General features: G+C 58.2%; 17 protein-coding genes. 10 read left to right on the forward strand and 7 right to left on the reverse strand.

Features of this window, described 5'->3' with window-relative positions:
* Window positions 1–117: 117 nt before the first annotated feature.
* Complete coding sequence (aroE, locus tag AD659_RS28295; RefSeq protein ID WP_053126938.1) at window positions 118–939, reverse strand: shikimate dehydrogenase; 822 nt, start codon at window positions 937–939, stop codon at window positions 118–120.
* A gap of 13 nt (window positions 940–952) precedes the next feature.
* Window positions 953–1,867, reverse strand: coding sequence for an oxygen-dependent coproporphyrinogen oxidase (hemF, locus tag AD659_RS28300; RefSeq protein WP_053126940.1), 915 nt, complete (start codon window positions 1,865–1,867; stop codon window positions 953–955).
* A 164-nt stretch (window positions 1,868–2,031) separates the two neighbouring features.
* Between hemF and AD659_RS28305 the strand changes: the two genes are divergently transcribed.
* Window positions 2,032–3,009 carry an NADPH:quinone reductase gene (locus AD659_RS28305; protein WP_053126942.1) on the forward strand — a complete coding sequence of 326 codons (978 nt, stop codon included), beginning with the start codon at window positions 2,032–2,034 and terminating at the stop codon, window positions 3,007–3,009.
* A 212-nt stretch (window positions 3,010–3,221) separates the two neighbouring features.
* Here the strand turns inward: AD659_RS28305 and tsaC are convergent, their stop codons facing one another.
* The 3 genes from tsaC to AD659_RS28320 all read right to left on the reverse strand — a co-directional run bounded on the left by tsaC (window position 3,222) and on the right by AD659_RS28320 (window position 6,041).
* Window positions 3,222–3,779, reverse strand: coding sequence for an L-threonylcarbamoyladenylate synthase type 1 TsaC (gene tsaC / locus AD659_RS28310; protein WP_053126945.1), 558 nt, complete (start codon window positions 3,777–3,779; stop codon window positions 3,222–3,224).
* Between the two features lie 61 nt (window positions 3,780–3,840).
* Window positions 3,841–4,935, reverse strand: a complete 1,095-nt coding sequence (gene dprA, locus AD659_RS28315) for a DNA-processing protein DprA (RefSeq protein ID WP_053126947.1) — start codon at window positions 4,933–4,935, stop codon at window positions 3,841–3,843.
* 80 nt (window positions 4,936–5,015) lie between these two features.
* Window positions 5,016–6,041 carry a LysM peptidoglycan-binding domain-containing protein gene (locus tag AD659_RS28320; protein WP_053126949.1) on the reverse strand — a complete coding sequence of 342 codons (1,026 nt, stop codon included), beginning with the start codon at window positions 6,039–6,041 and terminating at the stop codon, window positions 5,016–5,018.
* Between the two features lie 170 nt (window positions 6,042–6,211).
* Here AD659_RS28320 and def point away from each other — a divergent pair, with 170 nt between their 5' ends.
* The 6 genes from def (at window position 6,212) to AD659_RS28350 (ending at window position 11,577) form a co-directional block, all read left to right on the forward strand.
* Window positions 6,212–6,718: a peptide deformylase gene (gene def / locus AD659_RS28325; protein WP_053126951.1), complete on the forward strand. Its 507-nt coding sequence runs from the start codon at window positions 6,212–6,214 to the stop codon at window positions 6,716–6,718.
* 71 nt (window positions 6,719–6,789) lie between these two features.
* Window positions 6,790–7,749 (forward strand): methionyl-tRNA formyltransferase, encoded by a 960-nt coding sequence (gene fmt, locus AD659_RS28330; protein WP_053126953.1) that lies wholly within the window; start codon window positions 6,790–6,792, stop codon window positions 7,747–7,749.
* On the forward strand, window positions 7,746–9,056 hold the full coding sequence (rsmB, locus tag AD659_RS28335; protein ID WP_053126955.1) for a 16S rRNA (cytosine(967)-C(5))-methyltransferase RsmB: 1,311 nt from the start codon (window positions 7,746–7,748) through the stop codon (window positions 9,054–9,056). The genes fmt and rsmB overlap by 4 nt, the downstream gene beginning before the upstream one ends.
* 24 nt (window positions 9,057–9,080) lie before the next feature.
* Entirely contained in the window at window positions 9,081–10,454 is a 1,374-nt protein-coding gene (trkA, locus tag AD659_RS28340) for a Trk system potassium transporter TrkA (RefSeq protein ID WP_053126957.1), read from the forward strand.
* A gap of 141 nt (window positions 10,455–10,595) precedes the next feature.
* Window positions 10,596–10,907, forward strand: a complete 312-nt coding sequence (locus AD659_RS28345; RefSeq protein ID WP_053126958.1) for a tetratricopeptide repeat protein — start codon at window positions 10,596–10,598, stop codon at window positions 10,905–10,907.
* 406 nt (window positions 10,908–11,313) lie between these two features.
* Complete coding sequence (locus AD659_RS28350; RefSeq protein WP_053126960.1) at window positions 11,314–11,577, forward strand: hypothetical protein; 264 nt, start codon at window positions 11,314–11,316, stop codon at window positions 11,575–11,577.
* 28 nt (window positions 11,578–11,605) lie between these two features.
* Here the strand turns inward: AD659_RS28350 and AD659_RS28355 are convergent, their stop codons facing one another.
* Window positions 11,606–12,301: a DUF1963 domain-containing protein gene (locus AD659_RS28355; RefSeq protein ID WP_053126962.1), complete on the reverse strand. Its 696-nt coding sequence runs from the start codon at window positions 12,299–12,301 to the stop codon at window positions 11,606–11,608.
* A gap of 701 nt (window positions 12,302–13,002) precedes the next feature.
* On the opposite strand from AD659_RS28355, the gene AD659_RS28360 reads away from it, so the two are divergent.
* The 3 genes from AD659_RS28360 to AD659_RS28365 all read left to right on the forward strand — a co-directional run bounded on the left by AD659_RS28360 (window position 13,003) and on the right by AD659_RS28365 (window position 16,463).
* Window positions 13,003–14,172, forward strand: a complete 1,170-nt coding sequence (locus tag AD659_RS28360; RefSeq protein ID WP_053126963.1) for a DUF262 domain-containing protein — start codon at window positions 13,003–13,005, stop codon at window positions 14,170–14,172.
* Complete coding sequence (locus AD659_RS29680; RefSeq protein ID WP_082343625.1) at window positions 14,169–15,617, forward strand: ATP-dependent nuclease; 1,449 nt, start codon at window positions 14,169–14,171, stop codon at window positions 15,615–15,617. Before AD659_RS28360 ends, AD659_RS29680 begins: the two co-directional genes overlap by 4 nt.
* Window positions 15,618–15,719: 102 nt before the next feature.
* Window positions 15,720–16,463, forward strand: a complete 744-nt coding sequence (locus AD659_RS28365) for a hypothetical protein (RefSeq protein WP_053126965.1) — start codon at window positions 15,720–15,722, stop codon at window positions 16,461–16,463.
* A gap of 187 nt (window positions 16,464–16,650) precedes the next feature.
* On the opposite strand, the gene AD659_RS28370 is transcribed toward AD659_RS28365, so the two are convergent.
* Window positions 16,651–17,013 carry a DUF6124 family protein gene (locus AD659_RS28370; protein WP_053126967.1) on the reverse strand — a complete coding sequence of 121 codons (363 nt, stop codon included), beginning with the start codon at window positions 17,011–17,013 and terminating at the stop codon, window positions 16,651–16,653.
* Between the last annotated feature and the right edge of the window lie 436 nt (window positions 17,014–17,449).

The following is a 17,449-nucleotide window of genomic DNA, read 5'->3' on the forward strand; positions in this document are numbered from 1 at the left end:
TTTTGATTTTGATCTTTCGCTTGAGATTCAAGTGTCTGGGGAAAGATCGCAGCCTCGTTGCACTCGACAGCTCCTACACAGCTCCTACACAGCTCCTACACAGCTCCTAAATAGCTCCTACAGCGCCAACTGGCGGCGCAGTTCGGCCAGTACTGGCGCGGTGTCCGGGCGTACCCCGCGCCACAGGTAGAAGGCTTCGCCCGCCTGCTCGGCGAGCATGCCCAGGCCATCCATCGCCACCACCGCCCCGTGTTCCTTGGCCCAACGGCAAAACGACGTCGGTTCCTTGCCATACATCATGTCGTAGCAAACCGTTTTGCCAGGCTCGATCAAGCTGGCGGCAATCGGTGGTACATCCCCCGACAGGCTCGCGGAGGTGGCGTTGATGATCAGGTCCACCGGCTCTTGCAGCCAGTCGAAGCCACTGGCCGAGACCGGCCCCAGGTCGGCGAACAACTCGGCGAGCAATTCGGCTTTCTCCACTGTGCGGTTGGCGATGATCACCGAGGCCGGCGCTTCGGCCAGCAGCGGTTCCAGGGCACCGCGCACTGCACCGCCGGCGCCGAGCAACAGGATGCGCTTGCCGTTGAGGCTGAAGCCGGCATTGACGGTCAGGTCTCGGACCAGCCCGGCGCCGTCGGTGTTGTCACCCAACAGACGACCGTCCGCCAGCTTGCTCAACGTGTTGACCGCCCCGGCCCGCTGGGCCCGCTCGGTCAGGTCGTCGGCCAGGCGATAGGCGTCTTCCTTGAACGGCACCGTGACGTTCGCCCCACGCCCCTCGCGGAAAAATGCCTGGGCGCAACCGGCGAAATCCTCCAGGGGAGCCAGCAGCGTGCTGTAGTCCAGGTTTTGCCCGGTCTGCTCGGCAAACAGGCGATGGATCAACGGCGACTTGCTGTGGCCGATCGGGTTACCCATTACAACGTAGCGGTCCATGGATAATCCCCGTTCAGGCCGTTGCCAGCCAATCGCGATCCTGCAGGAAATACTCGGTCAGCCGTGCCTCTTCGCTGCCCGGCTCGGCTTTCCAGTCGTAGCCCCAGCGCACTTGCGGCGGCAGGGACATCAGGATCGATTCGGTACGTCCACCCGACTGCAGCCCGAACAGGGTGCCGCGGTCGTAGACCAGGTTGAATTCCACGTAGCGCCCACGGCGGTATTCCTGGAATTCCCGCTGCTGGGCGGTGAACGCGTCGTGCTTGCGGCGACGCACGATCGGCAGGTACGCATCGATGTAAGCGTCGCCGATGGCGCGGATAAAGGCGAAACAAGTGTCGAAATCCCACGCGTTCAGGTCGTCGAAAAACAGGCCGCCGATGCCCCGGGGTTCGTTGCGATGCTTGAGGTGGAAGTAGCTGTCGCACCAAGCCTTGTAGCGCGGGTACACCTCGGGGCCGAACGGCGCGCAGGCCTGCTCGGCGACACGGTGCCAATGCACGCAGTCTTCCTCCACGCCGTAGTAAGGCGTCAGGTCGAAGCCACCGCCGAACCACCAGACCGGCTCTTCGCCTTCCTTCTCGGCGATGAAAAAGCGCACATTGGCGTGGGAAGTCGGCACGTGGGGGTTGTGCGGGTGGATCACCAGCGACACGCCCAGGGCTTCGAAGCCGCGTCCGGCCAGTTCCGGTCGATGGGCACTGGCCGAAGGTGGGAGACCGCTGCCGAAGACGTGGGAAAAGTTGACGCCGCCCTTTTCGATCACCGTGCCATTTTCGATCACTCGCGTACGACCGCCACCGCCGGCAGGCCGGGTCCAGGCGTCTTCGACGAAGCGCGTGCCGCCATCCTCGGTTTCCAGGGCGGCGCAGATACGGTCTTGCAGGTCGAGCAGATAGGCTTTCACGGCCTCGGTGCGAGTGGACATGACATCACCTTGATCAGGGCTACGCTACGCGGCGTATAGCGGGCCGGTGGCAAATGGGCGCACAGGATACCACCGCACTTGCCCACACCACAGTTGACGACGGTCAAGCTTAGGAGTCCGATAGCAGGCTTGGTAAAAAGTCCTGCGACAAGGAGAAAGTGAAGATGGCCAAACGTATCCAGTTCAGTTCCCACGGCGGTCCCGAAGTGCTCGAGTACGTCGACTATTCGCCTGCCGAGCCTGGCCCGCAGCAGGTGCGCGTCAGCAACAAGGCGATCGGCCTGAATTTCATCGACACCTACTACCGCAGCGGTCTGTATCCGCCACCGGCGCTGCCTTCGGGCCTGGGCGCCGAAGGCGCTGGCGTGGTCGAGGCGGTCGGCTCGGACGTCAAGCGGTTCAAGGTCGGCGACCGGGTGGCGTACGGCAGCGGCCCGCTGGGGGCTTACAGCGATGTGCATGTGTTGCCCGAAGCCAACCTGGTGCATCTGCCCGAATCCATCAGTTTCGAACAGGCGGCCGGGGTGATGCTCAAGGGCCTGACCGTGCAATACCTGTTGCGCCAGACCTATGAACTCAAGGGCGGTGAAACCATCCTGTTCCACGCCGCCGCCGGTGGCGTGGGCTCCTTGGCCTGTCAGTGGGCCAAGGCCTTGGGCGTGAAGCTGATCGGCACCGTCAGCTCGCCGGAAAAAGCCGCCATCGCCAAATCCCACGGCGCCTGGGAAACCATCGACTACAGCAAGGAAAACGTCCCGCAGCGGGTGTTGGAATTGACTGACGGCAAGAAAGTGCCCGTGGTGTACGACGGGGTTGGCAAGGACACCTGGCTGACCTCCCTGGACAGCGTCGCCCCTCGTGGCCTGGTGGTGAGCTTCGGCAATGCCTCGGGTGCGGTGGACGGTGTGAACCTGGGGATTCTCTCGGCCAAGGGCTCGCTGTACGTCACCCGCCCGACATTGGCGACTTACGCCAACAACGCCGAGAACCTGCAGCGCATGGCTGATGAACTGTTCGGGATGATCGCCAGCGGCAAGCTTGTGGTGGACATCAACCAGCGTTATTCACTGGCGGAAGCGGCCAAGGCCCATACCGAATTGTCGGCGCGGCGGACGACGGGGTCGACCATCCTGTTGCCTTGATTAAAAGGCTGCCAAAGAACCTGTGGGAGCGGTTCATTTAAGGCTGTCGAAAAACCCGTGGCGAGGGAGCTTGCTCCCGCTTGAGTGCGAAGCGCTCACAAAAAGGGGCCGCTACGCAGCCCAGCGGGAGCAAGCTCCCTCGCCACGGGTTCATCGTTTTTCCTAAGTGAACAGCATGATGCTCCCACAGTGGGTTGTGCACTGGCAAAAAGTCAGTCCGGGCGCACTACCTTGCCGGTAGCGAGATCGCGAATCACGCTGGGGTTCTTGCGCCCGCCCAGGTTGCCGCCCAGCACCAGGTCGATCTGCCCGCGGAAATACTGCTCGACGCGAATCCGCGTGCGCGCTGCCGGGCGCCCCTGCGGGTTGGCCGAGGTGGACACCAGCGGCCCGACCAACGAGCACAAGTCGCGCACGGTGGGATGGTCGCTGACCCGCAGCGCGACGGTGTCGTGCACGCCAGTGATCCATTCCGGCAACAGGTTCTGGTGCGGCACCAGCCAGGTGTTGGGCCCCGGCCAGGTGCTGGCCATGCGGTCCATCCAGGTTTCGGGGAAGTCTTCGAACAGAAAGTCGAACTGGCGGATGTTGTCCGCCACCAGGATCAAGCCTTTGTCGGGCAGCCGCGACTTGATCGCCAGCAGGCGTTCCACCGCCTCCTCGTTCCAAGGGTCGCAACCCAGGCCCCAGACCGCTTCGGTTGGATAGGCAATCACCGCCCCGGCACGAATTTCTCGCGCGGCTTGTTGCACACGCCAACTGTTGACCATGAAAGATTCTCCCGCAACGCAAATAAGGCTGTGGGCAGTTTACCGATCTTCCCCATAAAACCTAGCGCGCAAACCAGCGTCCGCTGTCACAGGTGGCGCGTCCCTCCATCTCCAGCTCGGTCAATGCCGCCAGCACTTTGGGCAAGCCCCAGCCACTGGCGTCGGCCAACGCCTCGCTGCTCAGCGGCGCGGCATGCAGCAGGCGCAGCAGCGGATGAGTCACGGGCACGGGCTCCGCAGCCAGCGGCAGTCGTTGCCAACCCCGCAGCGCTTCGAGGATGTGCTCGACGGTTTCCACCAGCGCCGCACCGTCGCGGATCAGTTGATGACAGCCTCTGGCTCCAGGATGATGGATCGATCCAGGGATGGCGTAGACCTCGCGACCCTGCTCCGCCGCCAGCCGGGCGGTGATCAGCGAGCCGCTGGCGACACTGGCCTCGACCACCAGCACCCCCAGGGACAAACCACTGATGATCCGGTTGCGGCGCGGAAAGTTGCTGGCGTGGGGCGGTGCGTCCAACGGGAACTCCGACAACACTGCGCTACCCTGGGCAATCATCGCGTCTGCCAACCGCCGATTGCGCTGTGGATAAAAATTTTCCAGGCCAGTGCCGAGCACGCCGACGGTGCAGCCCCCGACGTCCAACGCCGCCTGATGGGCCGCCGCGTCGATGCCTAGGGCCAGGCCGCTGGTGATGACAAAACCGGCCCCGGCCAGGCTGCGGGAAAACGCCGCCGCAGTGTCCATGCCGGGTCGTGATGCCCGGCGACTGCCGACCATTGCCAGCTGCGGTTTTTCCAGGATCGAGGGGTCGCCCGCGACGAACAGCAGCGGCGGCGCGTCGCTGATCTGTGCCAGCAGCGCCGGGTAGTCAGGCTGGTCCCACATCAGTAAATGCTGGGCCGGGCCCTTTAGCCAGGCCATTGCATGGACGGTGCCGTCACGTATTTCCGGGGCGCGCCGGGCCTCGGCGCACTTGGCCGGCAACCCGAGCGCCCGCCATGCGCTGGCCGGGGCGCTGATGGCTTTGGAGGCCGAGCCGAAGGCCTCCATCAGGGTCATGAAACGTTTGGGGCCCAGCTCCGGCAAGCGATGCAAGCGCAGACGGGCCTCCAGTTCCGCAGGCGGAACCGAAGCAGATTCAGGCAATGGCATGTGATCAATCCTTGATCATTATCGTCCCGTTGAAACGGGAACAAGCTGTGGATAACTCTGTTGGTAACTTGTGAGACCCGTTACGGATTGCGCACCTTGTCGAGGATCGCCAGCGAGCGCGAGGCGTACAGCACCAAGCCATAACTGAGCTTGTCGTAGGTGCGGAACACCATCAGCAGGCCGGCGCGCTCATCGGGGATTTTCACCGGTTCGCCGGTGATGCGGTCGCGCACGGTTTCACCGGTCTTCATCACCGCCAGCACGTTGCCTTCGACCAGCCCGTCGCGCCGGCCTTTGTTCAGGGTGACCACGTCCAGCGCGCCGATCTGCGTCACGCCCCGGGGCACGTCGAGGATCAGCCCCTGGATGTCCGATTTCGGCGCGCTGGGCATGAAGGTCGAATTGATCGAGCGTTCTTCGCCGCTGAACAGCCGATCGCCCAGGCGCACTTCCTGGGTGGTGCGTTGCAGGGCCAGGGTGGTGACATCGCCCTCGCTGGCGACCACTTCGCCGCCGCCGATGTCGTCGGCGTTGATGCCGAGGAACTCCTTGGTCTCGGGATCGGTGTAGACCTTGCCCTGGCGGAAGATGCCGTAGGCCGACTGATTCGCGTCGAAGCTGCCCCGGGCAAAGACCCGGTCTCCCATGCCGCTGAGCACCCGCTCGGCATTGCCGGCGACGATGTACGGGGCCTTGTTGAAATCTTCAGGCGTGTCGACGATGCGGTTGCTCAGCAGGAAACTGTTGATGGCCTGCAGCGGAATGCTCGGGATGGCGTCGGCCACCGGCGAACTGCGAATGCGCGGCGACAGCTTGATGGTGCCGCGCGAGGCGCCGCGATTGAGGGTCAGGCGCGGCTGGCCGTTGACGTAGACCAGCGACAGGGTGTCGCCCGGATAGATCAGGTTGGGGTTTTCGATCTGTGGGTTGGCCTGCCACAGCTCCGGCCATTTCCACGGCTCGCGCAGGTATTTGCCGGAAATGTCCCACAGTGTGTCCCCCGTCACCACCGTGTATTGCTGGGGAAAACCTTCCCGAAGTTGCACTTGCCCGTGCGCGATACCGGCCGAGGCCAGGAGCAGCAGGGCGAGTAGTGATTTCCTCATGCGGTGAATCCCTTTATTATGTGCGTTCGCGTAAAACGCCAGAGCCCCCGTGGCTCGCTACCTTGCGGAGCTGTTCTGCAAAAGAGCAACGTTTTACAACGGTAGCCTGCATCCCAAGACACGCCAGGCCAGCCACCCGACTTTACCTCACACGTGCATTTATCAAGCTTATGGCCATTTTGAACATTCTCGAATTTCCGGACCCGCGCCTGCGCACTATCGCCAAACCGGTGGCCGTAGTGGACGACGAAGTGCGTCAGCTGGTCGATGACATGTTTGAAACAATGTATGAGGCGCCAGGCATCGGCCTCGCCGCGACCCAGGTCAACGTGCACAAGCGTATCGTCGTCATGGACCTCTCCGAAGACCGCAGCGAGCCGCGGGTGTTCATCAACCCCGAGTTCGAAACCCTGACCGACGAGATGGAGCAATACCAGGAAGGCTGCCTCTCGGTGCCGGGCTTCTACGAAAACGTCGATCGCCCGCAAAAGGTCAAGATCAAGGCCCTGGACCGTGACGGCCAGCCTTACGAACTGATCGCCGAAGGCCTTCTGGCGGTGTGCATCCAGCACGAATGCGACCACCTCAACGGCAAGTTGTTCGTCGATTACCTGTCTAATCTCAAGCGTGACCGGATCAAGAAAAAACTGGAAAAGATCCATCGCCAGAACGCTTGATGCCCTTCTTCAAAGGCTTGCTGCGGCAAGCCTTTTTCTTTTTGCGACTGCTTTGTAACTGAGAGCTTCCCATGACTGAGCCACTGCGCATCGTCTTTGCCGGCACTCCCGAATTTGCCGCCGAACACCTCAAGGCCCTGCTGGCCAGCCCCCATGAAATCGTCGCGGTCTACACCCAGCCGGACCGTCCTGCCGGTCGCGGACAAAAACTGATGCCCAGCCCGGTCAAGCAATTGGCTCTGGAAAACGGCCTGCCAGTCCTGCAACCGCCGACCCTGCGCGATGCCCAGGCCCAAGCCGAACTGGCCGCGCTGCAGCCGGACTTGATGGTGGTGGTCGCCTACGGCCTGATCCTGCCGCAAGTGGTGCTCGATATCCCGCGCCTGGGTTGCATCAACAGCCACGCGTCGCTGCTGCCGCGCTGGCGCGGTGCCGCGCCGATCCAGCGCGCCGTGGAAGCGGGCGATGCCGAGAGCGGCGTGACCGTGATGCGCATGGAAGCCGGCCTGGACACCGGGCCGATGCTGCTCAAGGTCAGCACCCCCATCAGCGCCGACGACACCGGTGGCAGCCTTCACGACCGCCTCGCGCTCATTGGCCCGCCGGCCGTGGTCCAGGCGATTGCCGGCCTGGCCGCTGGCACCTTGGAGGGCGAAGTGCAGGACGACAGCCTCGCCACCTACGCGCACAAACTGAACAAGGACGAAGCGCGCATCGACTGGAGCCGCCCAGCCGTCGAGCTGGAACGCCTGGTGCGGGCCTTCAATCCTTGGCCGATCTGCCACAGCACCTTGAACGGCGAAGCCTTGAAAGTCTTGGCCGCCGACTTGGCTGAAGGGAAGGGCGCGCCGGGAGAAATCCTCAGCGCCAGCAAGGACGGCCTCATCGTCGCCTGTGGCGATCAGGCCTTGTGCCTGACACGTCTGCAACTGCCCGGCGGCAAGGCGCTGAACTTCAGCGATTTGTTCAACAGCCGCCGTGAGAAATTCGCCGTCGGCACCGTCCTCGGCCAAGCGGCGGACGCCTCATGAACCCGCGTCTGGCCGCCGCCAAGGCACTTGCCGCCGTACTCAGCGGCAAAGCCTCGCTGAACAGTTCCCTGCCGACCCAACTGGACAAGGTCGAAGACCGTGATCGCGGCTTCACCCAGGACCTGGCGTTCGGCACCGCCCGTTGGCAGCCGCGCCTGTCGGCCCTCGCGGCGAAGCTGTTGCAGAAGCCGTTCAAGGCCGCCGATGCCGACGTCGAAGCGTTGCTGCTGGTGGGCCTCTATCAATTGCTCTACACCCGCGTGCCCGCCCACGCCGCCATCGGCGAAACCGTGGGCTGTGCCGACAAGCTGAAAAAACCGTGGGCCAAGGCCCTGCTCAATGCCGTGTTGCGCCGCGCCCAGCGGGAAAGCGAAACCCTGTTGGCCGAGCTGGAGCACGACCCGGTAGTACGCACGGCGCACCCGCGCTGGCTGCAGAAATCCCTCAAGGCCTTCTGGCCCGAGCAATGGGAAGCCATCTGCGCCGCCAACAACGCCCATCCGCCGATGATCCTGCGGGTCAACCGTCGCCACCAGAGCCGCGATGGCTACCTGGCGTTGCTGGGCGAGGCGGGCATCCCGGCCATCCCGTGCCAGTACAGCCGCGACGGCATCGTCCTGGAAACCCCGGGCGATGTGCGTGCCTTGCCGGGTTTTGCCGAAGGCTGGATCAGCGTCCAGGACGAAGCCGCGCAACTGGCCGCCGACCTGCTGGAGCTGGCGCCCGGCCAACGAGTGCTGGACGCCTGCTGCGCACCGGGTGGCAAGACCTGTCACATCCTCGAGGCCGAGCCGAAGCTGGCCGGCGTGGTGGCGGTGGACCTGGAAGCCAAGCGCCTGGTGCGCGTGAAGGAAAACCTCGAACGCCTGGGCCTTGAAGCCCAACTGATCGCCGCCGATGGCCGCGACACCGCGACCTGGTGGGACGGCAAGCCGTTCCAGCGCATCCTCCTCGACGCGCCGTGCTCGGCTACCGGCGTGATCCGTCGGCATCCGGACATCAAGCTCACCCGCCAGCCGGACGACATCGCCGCACTGGCCGTGTTGCAAGGCGAACTGCTCGACGCCCTGTGGTCGACCCTGGACGTGGGCGGCATGCTGCTCTACGCCACCTGCTCGACCTTGCCGACCGAAAACACCGAAGTGATCGAAGCCTTCCTCGCCCGCACGCCGGGCGCCCGGGAGCTGGACATCGCCACCCAGGCCGGCCTCAAGCAGCCTCATGGCCGGCAGTTGCTGGCCCAGGAAGGCGGCCACGACGGGTTCTATTACGCCAAGTTGATCAAAATCGCCGCCGCACGCGGTTAAAACCGATTCGATAGGAGTGAATGGATGAAAATCATCATCCTGGGTGCAGGGCAGGTCGGCGGTTCGCTGGCGGAACATTTGGCCAGCGAGGCCAACGACATCACCGTGGTCGACACCGACGGCGAACGCCTGCGCGACCTCGGCGACCGTCTCGACATTCGCACGGTACAAGGGCGCGGCTCCTTGCCGACCGTGCTGCGCCAGGCCGGCGCCGACGACGCCGACATGCTCGTGGCCGTGACCAACAGCGACGAAACCAACATGGTCGCCTGCCAGGTCGCCCACACGTTGTTCCACACACCGACCAAAATCGCCCGGGTGCGCGAAGCCGCCTACCTGACCCGCGCCGACCTCTTCGACAACGAAGCGATCCCGGTGGACGTGCTGATCAGCCCCGAGCAGGTGGTGACCAACTACATCAAGCGCCTGATCGAACACCCCGGCGCCTTGCAGGTGATCGACTTTGCCGAAGGCAAGGCGCAACTGGTGGCGGTCAAGGCCTACTACGGCGGCCCATTGGTGGGCCAGCAACTGCGCCAGTTGCGCGAGCACATGCCCAATGTCGAGACCCGGGTCGCAGCGATTTTCCGCCGTGACCGGCCGATCCTGCCCCAGGGCGACACGGTGATCGAAGCCGACGACGAAGTCTTTTTCATCGCCGCCAAAGCGAATATTCGCGCCGTCATGAGCGAAATGCGCCGCCTCGACGAGAACTACAAACGCATCGTCATCGCCGGCGGCGGCCAGATCGGCGAACGCCTGGCCGAAGCCATCGAAAGCCGCTACCAGGTCAAGATCATCGAGATGAACCCGGCACGCTGCCGCTACCTCTCCGACACCCTCGACAGCACCGTGGTGCTGCAAGGCAGCGCCTCGGACCGCGACCTGCTGCTGGAAGAAAACATCGCCGACGCCGACATCTTCCTGGCCCTGACCAACGACGACGAAGCCAACATCATGTCCTCGCTACTGGCCAAGCGCCTGGGCGCGAAAAAGGTCATGACCATCATCAACAACCCGGCCTACGTCGACCTGATCCAGGGCGGCGACATCGACATCGCCATCAGCCCGCAACTGGCAACCATCGGCACCTTGCTCGCCCACGTACGCCGCGGCGACATCGTCAGCGTCCACTCCCTGCGCCGCGGTGCGGCCGAAGCCATCGAAGCCATCGCCCACGGCGACGCCAAGTCCAGCAAAGTGATCGGCAAAGCCATCCGCGACATCGGCCTGCCGCCCGGCACCACCATCGGCGCGATCATCCGCGACGAAGAAGTGCTGATCGCCCACGACGACACCATGATCCAGACCGGCGACCATGTGATCCTGTTCCTGGTGGACAAGAAGCACATTCGCGATGTCGAGAAGCTGTTTCATGTGGGGTTGAGTTTCTTCTGACCACCACGGATCGTTCCCACGCTCTGCGTGGGAATGCCTCTACGGACGCTCTGCGTTCGGCTCTTGAGGGGACGCAGAGCGTCCCGGGCTGCATTCCCACGCAGAGCGTGGGAACGATCTTAGTCATGAGGAGTTTTTAAAATGCTCGATTCCCTGGAAAAAATGCTCGCCAAGGGTGTGGATAACGCCCTGCTGCGCTTCGGCCTGGGCAAGGGCTACCTGGACCTCGGCGAATTCGCCCGCGCCGCCGAACACTTCCAGCGCTGCGTCGAACTCGACCCCAAGTACTCGGCAGCCTGGAAACTCCTAGGCAAGGCCCACCAAGGCCAAGGCGACCTACCGGCAGCCCGCCAAGCCTGGGAACAAGGCCTGGAAGCCGCCCGCGCCCACGGCGACAAACAAGCCGAAAAAGAAATGACCGTGTTCCTCAAAAAACTGGACCGCCACCCCTGACTTCACACAAAACTGCTTTTGTGGCGAGGGAGCTTGCTCCCGCTTGACCGGGCTGGCGCTCCAGTGCGCAGCACTCACAAAAAAGCCCCCCAACCCACTGCCAATCCGCTAAAAGCTCAGCCAGCGCAAAATCTGTGGGAGCAAAGCTTGCTCGCGATAGCGGTAGACCAGCCAAACCCGTTATCGACAGACCTGCCCCAATCGCGAGCAAGCTTTGCTCCCACAGGGTTTGCGGCTGAACTGACCGGCATTCCCCCGCTCCCCGGTCCAGTAAAATGAAACAATCTGAACCCAATCCGCTCGCTGTAGTGACGCGCTAGTCAGCATCGAGGCGCAGGTAAACGGCGGCATCGGCCCCCAACGCACCCTCTCGACACTGATCACCAAGACCTGACTGGAACCGTACATGTCCGAAATTACTCAATTGGTTATTGCCTTGGTGTTGTCCTTTTTGCTCGATAAGTTTCTCAAGCCGTATCTGCTACGCAAGTGGCTAGGCGTGGTGATGGTGGTCGCGGGTGCGGTTGGCTGCGTTTTGGCCGGTCAGACCCGCGTGTTGGGGTTTGATCTGGGGTTGCTGTCGGTTTTTGCCGTGCCGATAGGGATGGGGTTGTTCATGAAGCGGCGGCGGTTTGAGGAGGTTGGTGTAGGGAAGAAAGGGGCTGATTGAACCTGAAAATAAATCTGCCCCCCGACGCCTAGTAAAAGTCGTAATAAAGCGCCCACTCCCCAGTTTTGTTGTGCTTCCAGAACATCAGGCTCCCACTGTCGACCACGTTCAGATTGATCTTCGAGTCCGATGAGATCTGGAACACAAACTCGAAGCCTTCACCCGGATCAACACCCGACTGGCAGAACGAGGGATAACCGCCGATCTTGTGTTCGTAGGTATGGGTGACCAAGTCGTAATAGCTCTGAATCTTGCCCGCGCGTTCCAGCGTGAGGATTGCTTGCTCAAGGTCTTCCGGGACACCACCGCCATCCCACAATGGAAAGTCCTCCGGCACCGCTTGCGCTGTCAGTGGGAAGGGTTTGAGGAATGTACCTGCCACCGACAGAGACTTGCGCACCAACACATCATCCGGCCCGTACTCGCGGATAACCCAATTATCCCCCATCGGCTCAAAGTGCTCGGGGAACGGGTTTGAAATGAACACCGTCAGCACACGAACGCCTGCTAGCAGAGGGCTGTTGATGGGCAGGGCGGGTAGGTAAAACTGCGCATAGGGGAGCAACTGTTGCCCCGCCTGATTAGTGGGCACCTCTTCATCCGGCCGGAACAGGAAGACATTGCCCAGCCAGCTTTCTTCATCGGTGCCCGCAGGACGAAAGCCGCCGGCAATGAGCTTCACGGCGGGGCGGGCCAGGCGTTGCTTGATTTCCTGGATTTCCATGGCGATGTAAACCTCCTTTTTACTACAGGTATTAAGGTCGCAGATGGGCAGTGTACGAGAGTGGATAGCAGCGCTTCTTTGCCCAAGCTAGGCCACATTAGCGTCACGGACAAAAGGGTCGGCGTCCTCCCACTCCCCCGGGCCAATAACTTGCCCGAGGGCTCTTAGGCTCTGTACGAAATGTATCCGCACTCACCCATACTGCGTTGAAACGGGGCTCGGAATGCTCATGTACTCCAGTACACTCCGCTTCCTCGCCCCGTTTCGCCTTGTCTGGCCTTCGCGCGAACACATTTCGTACAGACCCTAGCGTACCTGTGTGTTATCGATACCGGCTCGGCCAGTGGTAAGAAACGATAGAGCCTGAGGGCAAGGCTGCAAAGCCGGCGGATTCTGTGCAGTTGTAGGCAAAGGCGCGAGAATACGTGGCTTGTGCGGTGGTCAGGTCCTGACTTGGCCCACAAAAAGGTGGAGAAGCAGGAGCAAGCATCCATTGCGAGTGCTATTGAAGGGGCGAAATCTGCGGAAAATAAATCTGTCTCCTTATTCTGGAGGCTGGGAAATGCTATGCGCAGAAAAAATATTGCATCGTCCACCATCCCTACGTTTTTCAGTCCCTCAGGCCTGCTGATCGCATATGAGTTTTATCTTGGGAATCGGTTATGCTCGCATGTCAAATTTCATCCATTTAAGGAGAATGTATGCGGCTGGTGCCATGGGATCCAGATATTCAAACTGTTATGACTCGCATCGAGTCAGCTGCTTTGGACCTACAACCAAATTTCCAACGTGGTGAAGTTTGGCCTAAATCTAAAAAACAGAGGTTAATTGATAGTGTATTGCGTGAATGGCACGTTCCGCCAATTCACGTTATAGAAAACCCAGACACGCGAAAGCAAGAGGTTTTGGACGGTCAGCAACGCCTCGTCGCTATTAGGGACTTCGTTAGGGGGGAGTTCGCAGTAGACGGATCGATAGAGCCGTTGGACTCTAAAATTCAGAACCTTGACGGAGTGAAATATAGATCCCTTCCAGATGAAGTCCAGCGCCAATTTGATCAATTCACACTTCGTCTATACCGAATTGTTGACTTCAAACCATCGGAACCCGCAGAGCTTTTCTACCGACTTAATCAGCCATCTAATCTCACAGGCGCTGAACAGAGAAATGCATTTTATGGACCTGTCAGAGATCAAATTCGAGAGCTAGTGCATTCTCTCGAATCTCGCGGCATCGGGAAAGAGCAGTTTGGCTTTTCTAATGCGCGCATGGCTTACGACGATGTTATTTGTAGAGTTGCCTTGACCGTAAAGCGCGGTACGATTGCTACGAAAATTATTGGTAACGATTTAGTTGAGCTCTACAGAAGTGAAGAGGCCTTGAGTGAACGAGATTATCAGCACCTAGAACAATGCTTAGGTATATTTGCTGAAGCATGCATGACTGATCCAAAGCCAAAGTTCAACAAGGCAACTTTGTATTCCTGGTTGATTTTTTCGGTCCGAGGAATTTCTTTAGGCGTGTTTGACCTCTCGAACTCTGAAATTATTGCAAGTTTCCTTCGTTATTTTTTCTACATCAGTCTAAATCTTGGTCAAGATGACACCAACTCAAGCCGCTTTCCTTTGCATTTATTAATACCTATTCACGATGATCGTGCGACTTCCCGTGTGGCAGATGTGTCTTCAATCATCTTGCGCGACTTTATTATTTGGTGCGCGTTCTTAGACTTTGCTAACGTGGTGGCATTCGACAATGCGGAACTTGAGAGTATTGATGAAACGATAAGCAGCATTCTCTCTAGTGCAGGGCTCGACCCTGATGTGTTAGGGCGCCATATTTTGAGCTCTGGGTGGGGAGAACTAAAATGAGCGTTCGTGCAGCTAGTTTCGGAGATGATTGGCGGCGCGTCTATCAGCGAAACTACCCAGAACGCGTTCAATCTGTTTCGATCTCGAACTCTCAAACAATTGCAGATACTAATATTGTTTTAGAGAAAGGAATCGTGGCTCTTGTTGGGGGGAACGGAGTCGGAAAATCTACGTTTGCCCATACTGTCGTCGAGGGATTGCTGAACTCCCTGGGTACGCCTGATCTTTTAGCTCAGCAGGGGAGAATTTACGGTTCAGTTATAAGTTTCGCGATTAACAAAAATGGGATCATTTACACGCGACGGGTATCTTTTGATAATGGCTTAAAGGATATAGAGGGTGCAGAAACAGTAAGCTGTATTTGGATTGATCCATCCATGTTTTCAACTATGTGCCGTCAACAAGTTCATGGAGACAAAGCTTTTGAGGAAGTATTAGATGGCGTTACCGCAAAGGTTTTTACAGATGAGCAGCTTCAACTAGCATCCTACGTCGTAGGAAAAGACTACGACTCTTGTGAGGTGTGGGAGATTTCAGAATATGGTCCGTTCGAAGTTTGGCCGTACTTTAAAGTTACGACTAACGGCGTTACTTATGGTAGCGAAACTATGGGGCAGGGAGAATTGGCTTTGCTTTCTGCGTTATGGACCATTCAACGATCACCGGATAATTCTCTCGTGATTTTGGAAGAGCCTGAAACTCACGTATCTTCGCGATCGCAGCTTGCCTTTATGGATTTTTTAGCACGAGAAGGGAGGGGGCGGGGAATTAGCTTTTTTTTAACTACGCATTCGCCGGTCATTCTCCAAAATATACCATTACCTAATATTTATTTGTTGTTGGCGAACGGTGCACGCTCAAGTATTTTAACTCCGCCACGCTCACATCATATCTCCTCTTTACTAGGAGGTGGAGTTTCATATAAAGCGCTAATCGTGACAGAAGATGATACGGCAAAGATCTTTTGTGAAACCATTGTTGAGCATATAGATCCTGACTTTGCTAGGCAAATAAGCTATGCAATAACCGGGGATGGCGAATCTGAAATAGTTAAGATACTTAGTACTATGCCACGTGTTAAAGGCTGGGCAACCATAATAGGATGCTTTGACGGAGATCAGCGGCAACGCCATAAAGGGCTTAACTTACCATGGCCTCATGTTTTTTTACCTGGAACTGATGCCCCGGATAAAATCTTAAAAGATAATTTTGGTCGCTTGGACCAAGAAGCCGTCGCTCGAGAACTTCGAGTGGATCGACAAGATCTCTTAGTTGCTGCAGCTTCAGCTGCTGGCGTAGACTTTCATGACTGGGCTCGAACTGTATCGAGGGCACTGAACTTGGAGCAGCCAACGTTTGTTAAAGGCGTGACTAAGGTTTGGATTCGAGAAGATGATGCGCTTCCTCGACAATTTGTTGCGGCTGTGAAGCAAGCTCTGCAATAAGGGCTGCGGCGCAAGTGCCAAAAGGCACTGTTTTGTATTGGGATGAAGCCTAGGTAATTCATAGCGCTCGCGAATTTAAGTAGCATTAAGGTCAAATAATATATGAATACCGAGGCAAATATATTAGCAAAAGTGGCTGAGCTTGGCGGGGCAGCAGCTTTACTTTATTTGGCATCCTTCATTTATGGTTTTCTTGAAATACAAACTTTCTACGCGGCGCTTGGGTTGAAGTGGTACACGCCATTTTTACCGACAAGCTATTTTTCTATGCACTCAGCAGCGACCATGAGCGGCATCATGCTTATGAGTCTAGCCTTTGGGGTCTCGCTCAAAATTATCTCTTCTTATTTCCTTGATAAAGTAGCCCAAATTATAATATTAATTTATCTGGCGTTAATGCTCATCACAACATATTTCATGCGTGAAAAAAGCTATCAATTTGCATCTGAGGCAATGAACTTGTGCAACATAATTTTGGGTCCGTCGACTTACGTAGTTGGCCTTGGCATCGCTGCAGTCGTAGTTAAATACGAGGACTTTCTCAGCAATAAATTCTTGGGGGTAATAATGGTTATTTCCACGATTTTGATTTTTTACACCGCGTCTTCTTTGAAAGGTGAGGTTAGAGCAATTGAGACGATGCGAAACTACGGAGGTAATCTTCCGTCAGTAGATATTGGTTCCAAGAAATGGTCAGTTCTGACAATTTTTGAAGATAAAGCGTTAGTTGTTCACTTTCCACGAGAGCCAGAAAGCCACCCTGTGGCAACCATAATCACTATAGATAAGACACCAATAAGATTTTTATCTCCTGGTTATGTCGGAGACGGCTACTTAAAAAATTGAATCTACCTAGTTCTGTCGAGTGCTTGGGTGAGACAGCTTTTGGCCGTTGCGGCCTATCGCTAGGTAGGAAGGGGATGGGATATGCGGAAAGGAGTCTGAGAATATTTAGAGCTTATTCTTCCGCTTCTGCGGATAGAAAAACCAAAACCCGACGCAAAACGTCGGGTTTTTTCATCGGAGTAAAATCCTACTGCCGAGGCTCCACGTTATCCAACACCCGATTCGCCAACAACGAACTCAGCTCAATCAACTGCTGAATCCCCTGTGCCACATGACGTCTCGATCCCTCCAGATCAAACGCCAAATCACTCACCATCGCATCAGCCGAAGCCAACGTCTCAGTGAGGTTGGCAAGCAAGCATTCGTTATCGAGGCCTTTCACGACGGCGTACAGCTGCCCCGGTTTGGGGTCGTCTTGGGATTTATCCGGTTTCGGTAGCAGGTAGTGATCGAGCACCCGTTTGGTGGTTTCGTCTTGCTGCTTGGCTTTGGATTTTGCGGATTGCGAGGTGGAATCTGCTTCTGGCGGATTCGGGGTAATTTTGTACATAGGTATGTCTTCCTTAGTTAGGCCGCAACCATTTCGCTACTAAACGATAGGGTGGCGGCTGTGCGCAGGTTAGTAGACCGGTGACATACCTAAAACCGGCGCGCCCGAGGGCGCCATGCGCACAGCCACCATCGAGTGCAGGCGAATGCCTAACTGATGAGACTCATGCAGCCGATATGTCATCTGGGCTACTAAACCCGACCACTGATGGGCAGTGGCAGGAAGACAATAGAACCCCGGGACAAGGCGCACAAGCGGGCGGATTCTGGCGTAGTTGTAGGCAAAGGCGCAAGGATGCGTAGCTTGATAGTAGGGTGTAGGTGGGGGCTGTAGGAGGGAGGTTTTTTGGCGATGCGGGTGGGGTGTTCTGCGCTGGAACTGGGGTGATTTCATCGCGAGCAGGCTCGCTCCCACAGGGTTTTGTGTGGCACACAGT

This window comes from Pseudomonas thivervalensis, from assembly GCF_001269655.1.
GTDB lineage: Bacteria > Pseudomonadota > Gammaproteobacteria > Pseudomonadales > Pseudomonadaceae > Aquipseudomonas > Aquipseudomonas thivervalensis.

What these genes read in the sequence shown, in the direction of transcription:
- rsmB (WP_053126955.1), top strand. Translation starts at nt 7,746, where the DNA reads ATGAACCCGCGTCTGGCCGCCGCCAAGGCACTTGCCGCCGTACTCAGC.
- tsaC (WP_053126945.1), bottom strand. Translation starts at nt 3,779, where the DNA reads ATGGTCAACAGTTGGCGTGTGCAACAAGCCGCGCGAGAAATTCGTGCC.
- aroE (WP_053126938.1), bottom strand. Translation starts at nt 939, where the DNA reads ATGGACCGCTACGTTGTAATGGGTAACCCGATCGGCCACAGCAAGTCG.
- trkA (WP_053126957.1), top strand. Translation starts at nt 9,081, where the DNA reads ATGAAAATCATCATCCTGGGTGCAGGGCAGGTCGGCGGTTCGCTGGCG.
- AD659_RS28320 (WP_053126949.1), bottom strand. Translation starts at nt 6,041, where the DNA reads ATGAGGAAATCACTACTCGCCCTGCTGCTCCTGGCCTCGGCCGGTATC.
- fmt (WP_053126953.1), top strand. Translation starts at nt 6,790, where the DNA reads ATGACTGAGCCACTGCGCATCGTCTTTGCCGGCACTCCCGAATTTGCC.
- hemF (WP_053126940.1), bottom strand. Translation starts at nt 1,867, where the DNA reads ATGTCCACTCGCACCGAGGCCGTGAAAGCCTATCTGCTCGACCTGCAA.
- AD659_RS28360 (WP_053126963.1), top strand. Translation starts at nt 13,003, where the DNA reads ATGCGGCTGGTGCCATGGGATCCAGATATTCAAACTGTTATGACTCGC.
- dprA (WP_053126947.1), bottom strand. Translation starts at nt 4,935, where the DNA reads ATGCCATTGCCTGAATCTGCTTCGGTTCCGCCTGCGGAACTGGAGGCC.
- def (WP_053126951.1), top strand. Translation starts at nt 6,212, where the DNA reads ATGGCCATTTTGAACATTCTCGAATTTCCGGACCCGCGCCTGCGCACT.
- AD659_RS29680 (WP_082343625.1), top strand. Translation starts at nt 14,169, where the DNA reads ATGAGCGTTCGTGCAGCTAGTTTCGGAGATGATTGGCGGCGCGTCTAT.
- AD659_RS28350 (WP_053126960.1), top strand. Translation starts at nt 11,314, where the DNA reads ATGTCCGAAATTACTCAATTGGTTATTGCCTTGGTGTTGTCCTTTTTG.
- AD659_RS28365 (WP_053126965.1), top strand. Translation starts at nt 15,720, where the DNA reads ATGAATACCGAGGCAAATATATTAGCAAAAGTGGCTGAGCTTGGCGGG.
- AD659_RS28305 (WP_053126942.1), top strand. Translation starts at nt 2,032, where the DNA reads ATGGCCAAACGTATCCAGTTCAGTTCCCACGGCGGTCCCGAAGTGCTC.
- AD659_RS28345 (WP_053126958.1), top strand. Translation starts at nt 10,596, where the DNA reads ATGCTCGATTCCCTGGAAAAAATGCTCGCCAAGGGTGTGGATAACGCC.
- AD659_RS28355 (WP_053126962.1), bottom strand. Translation starts at nt 12,301, where the DNA reads ATGGAAATCCAGGAAATCAAGCAACGCCTGGCCCGCCCCGCCGTGAAG.
- AD659_RS28370 (WP_053126967.1), bottom strand. Translation starts at nt 17,013, where the DNA reads ATGTACAAAATTACCCCGAATCCGCCAGAAGCAGATTCCACCTCGCAA.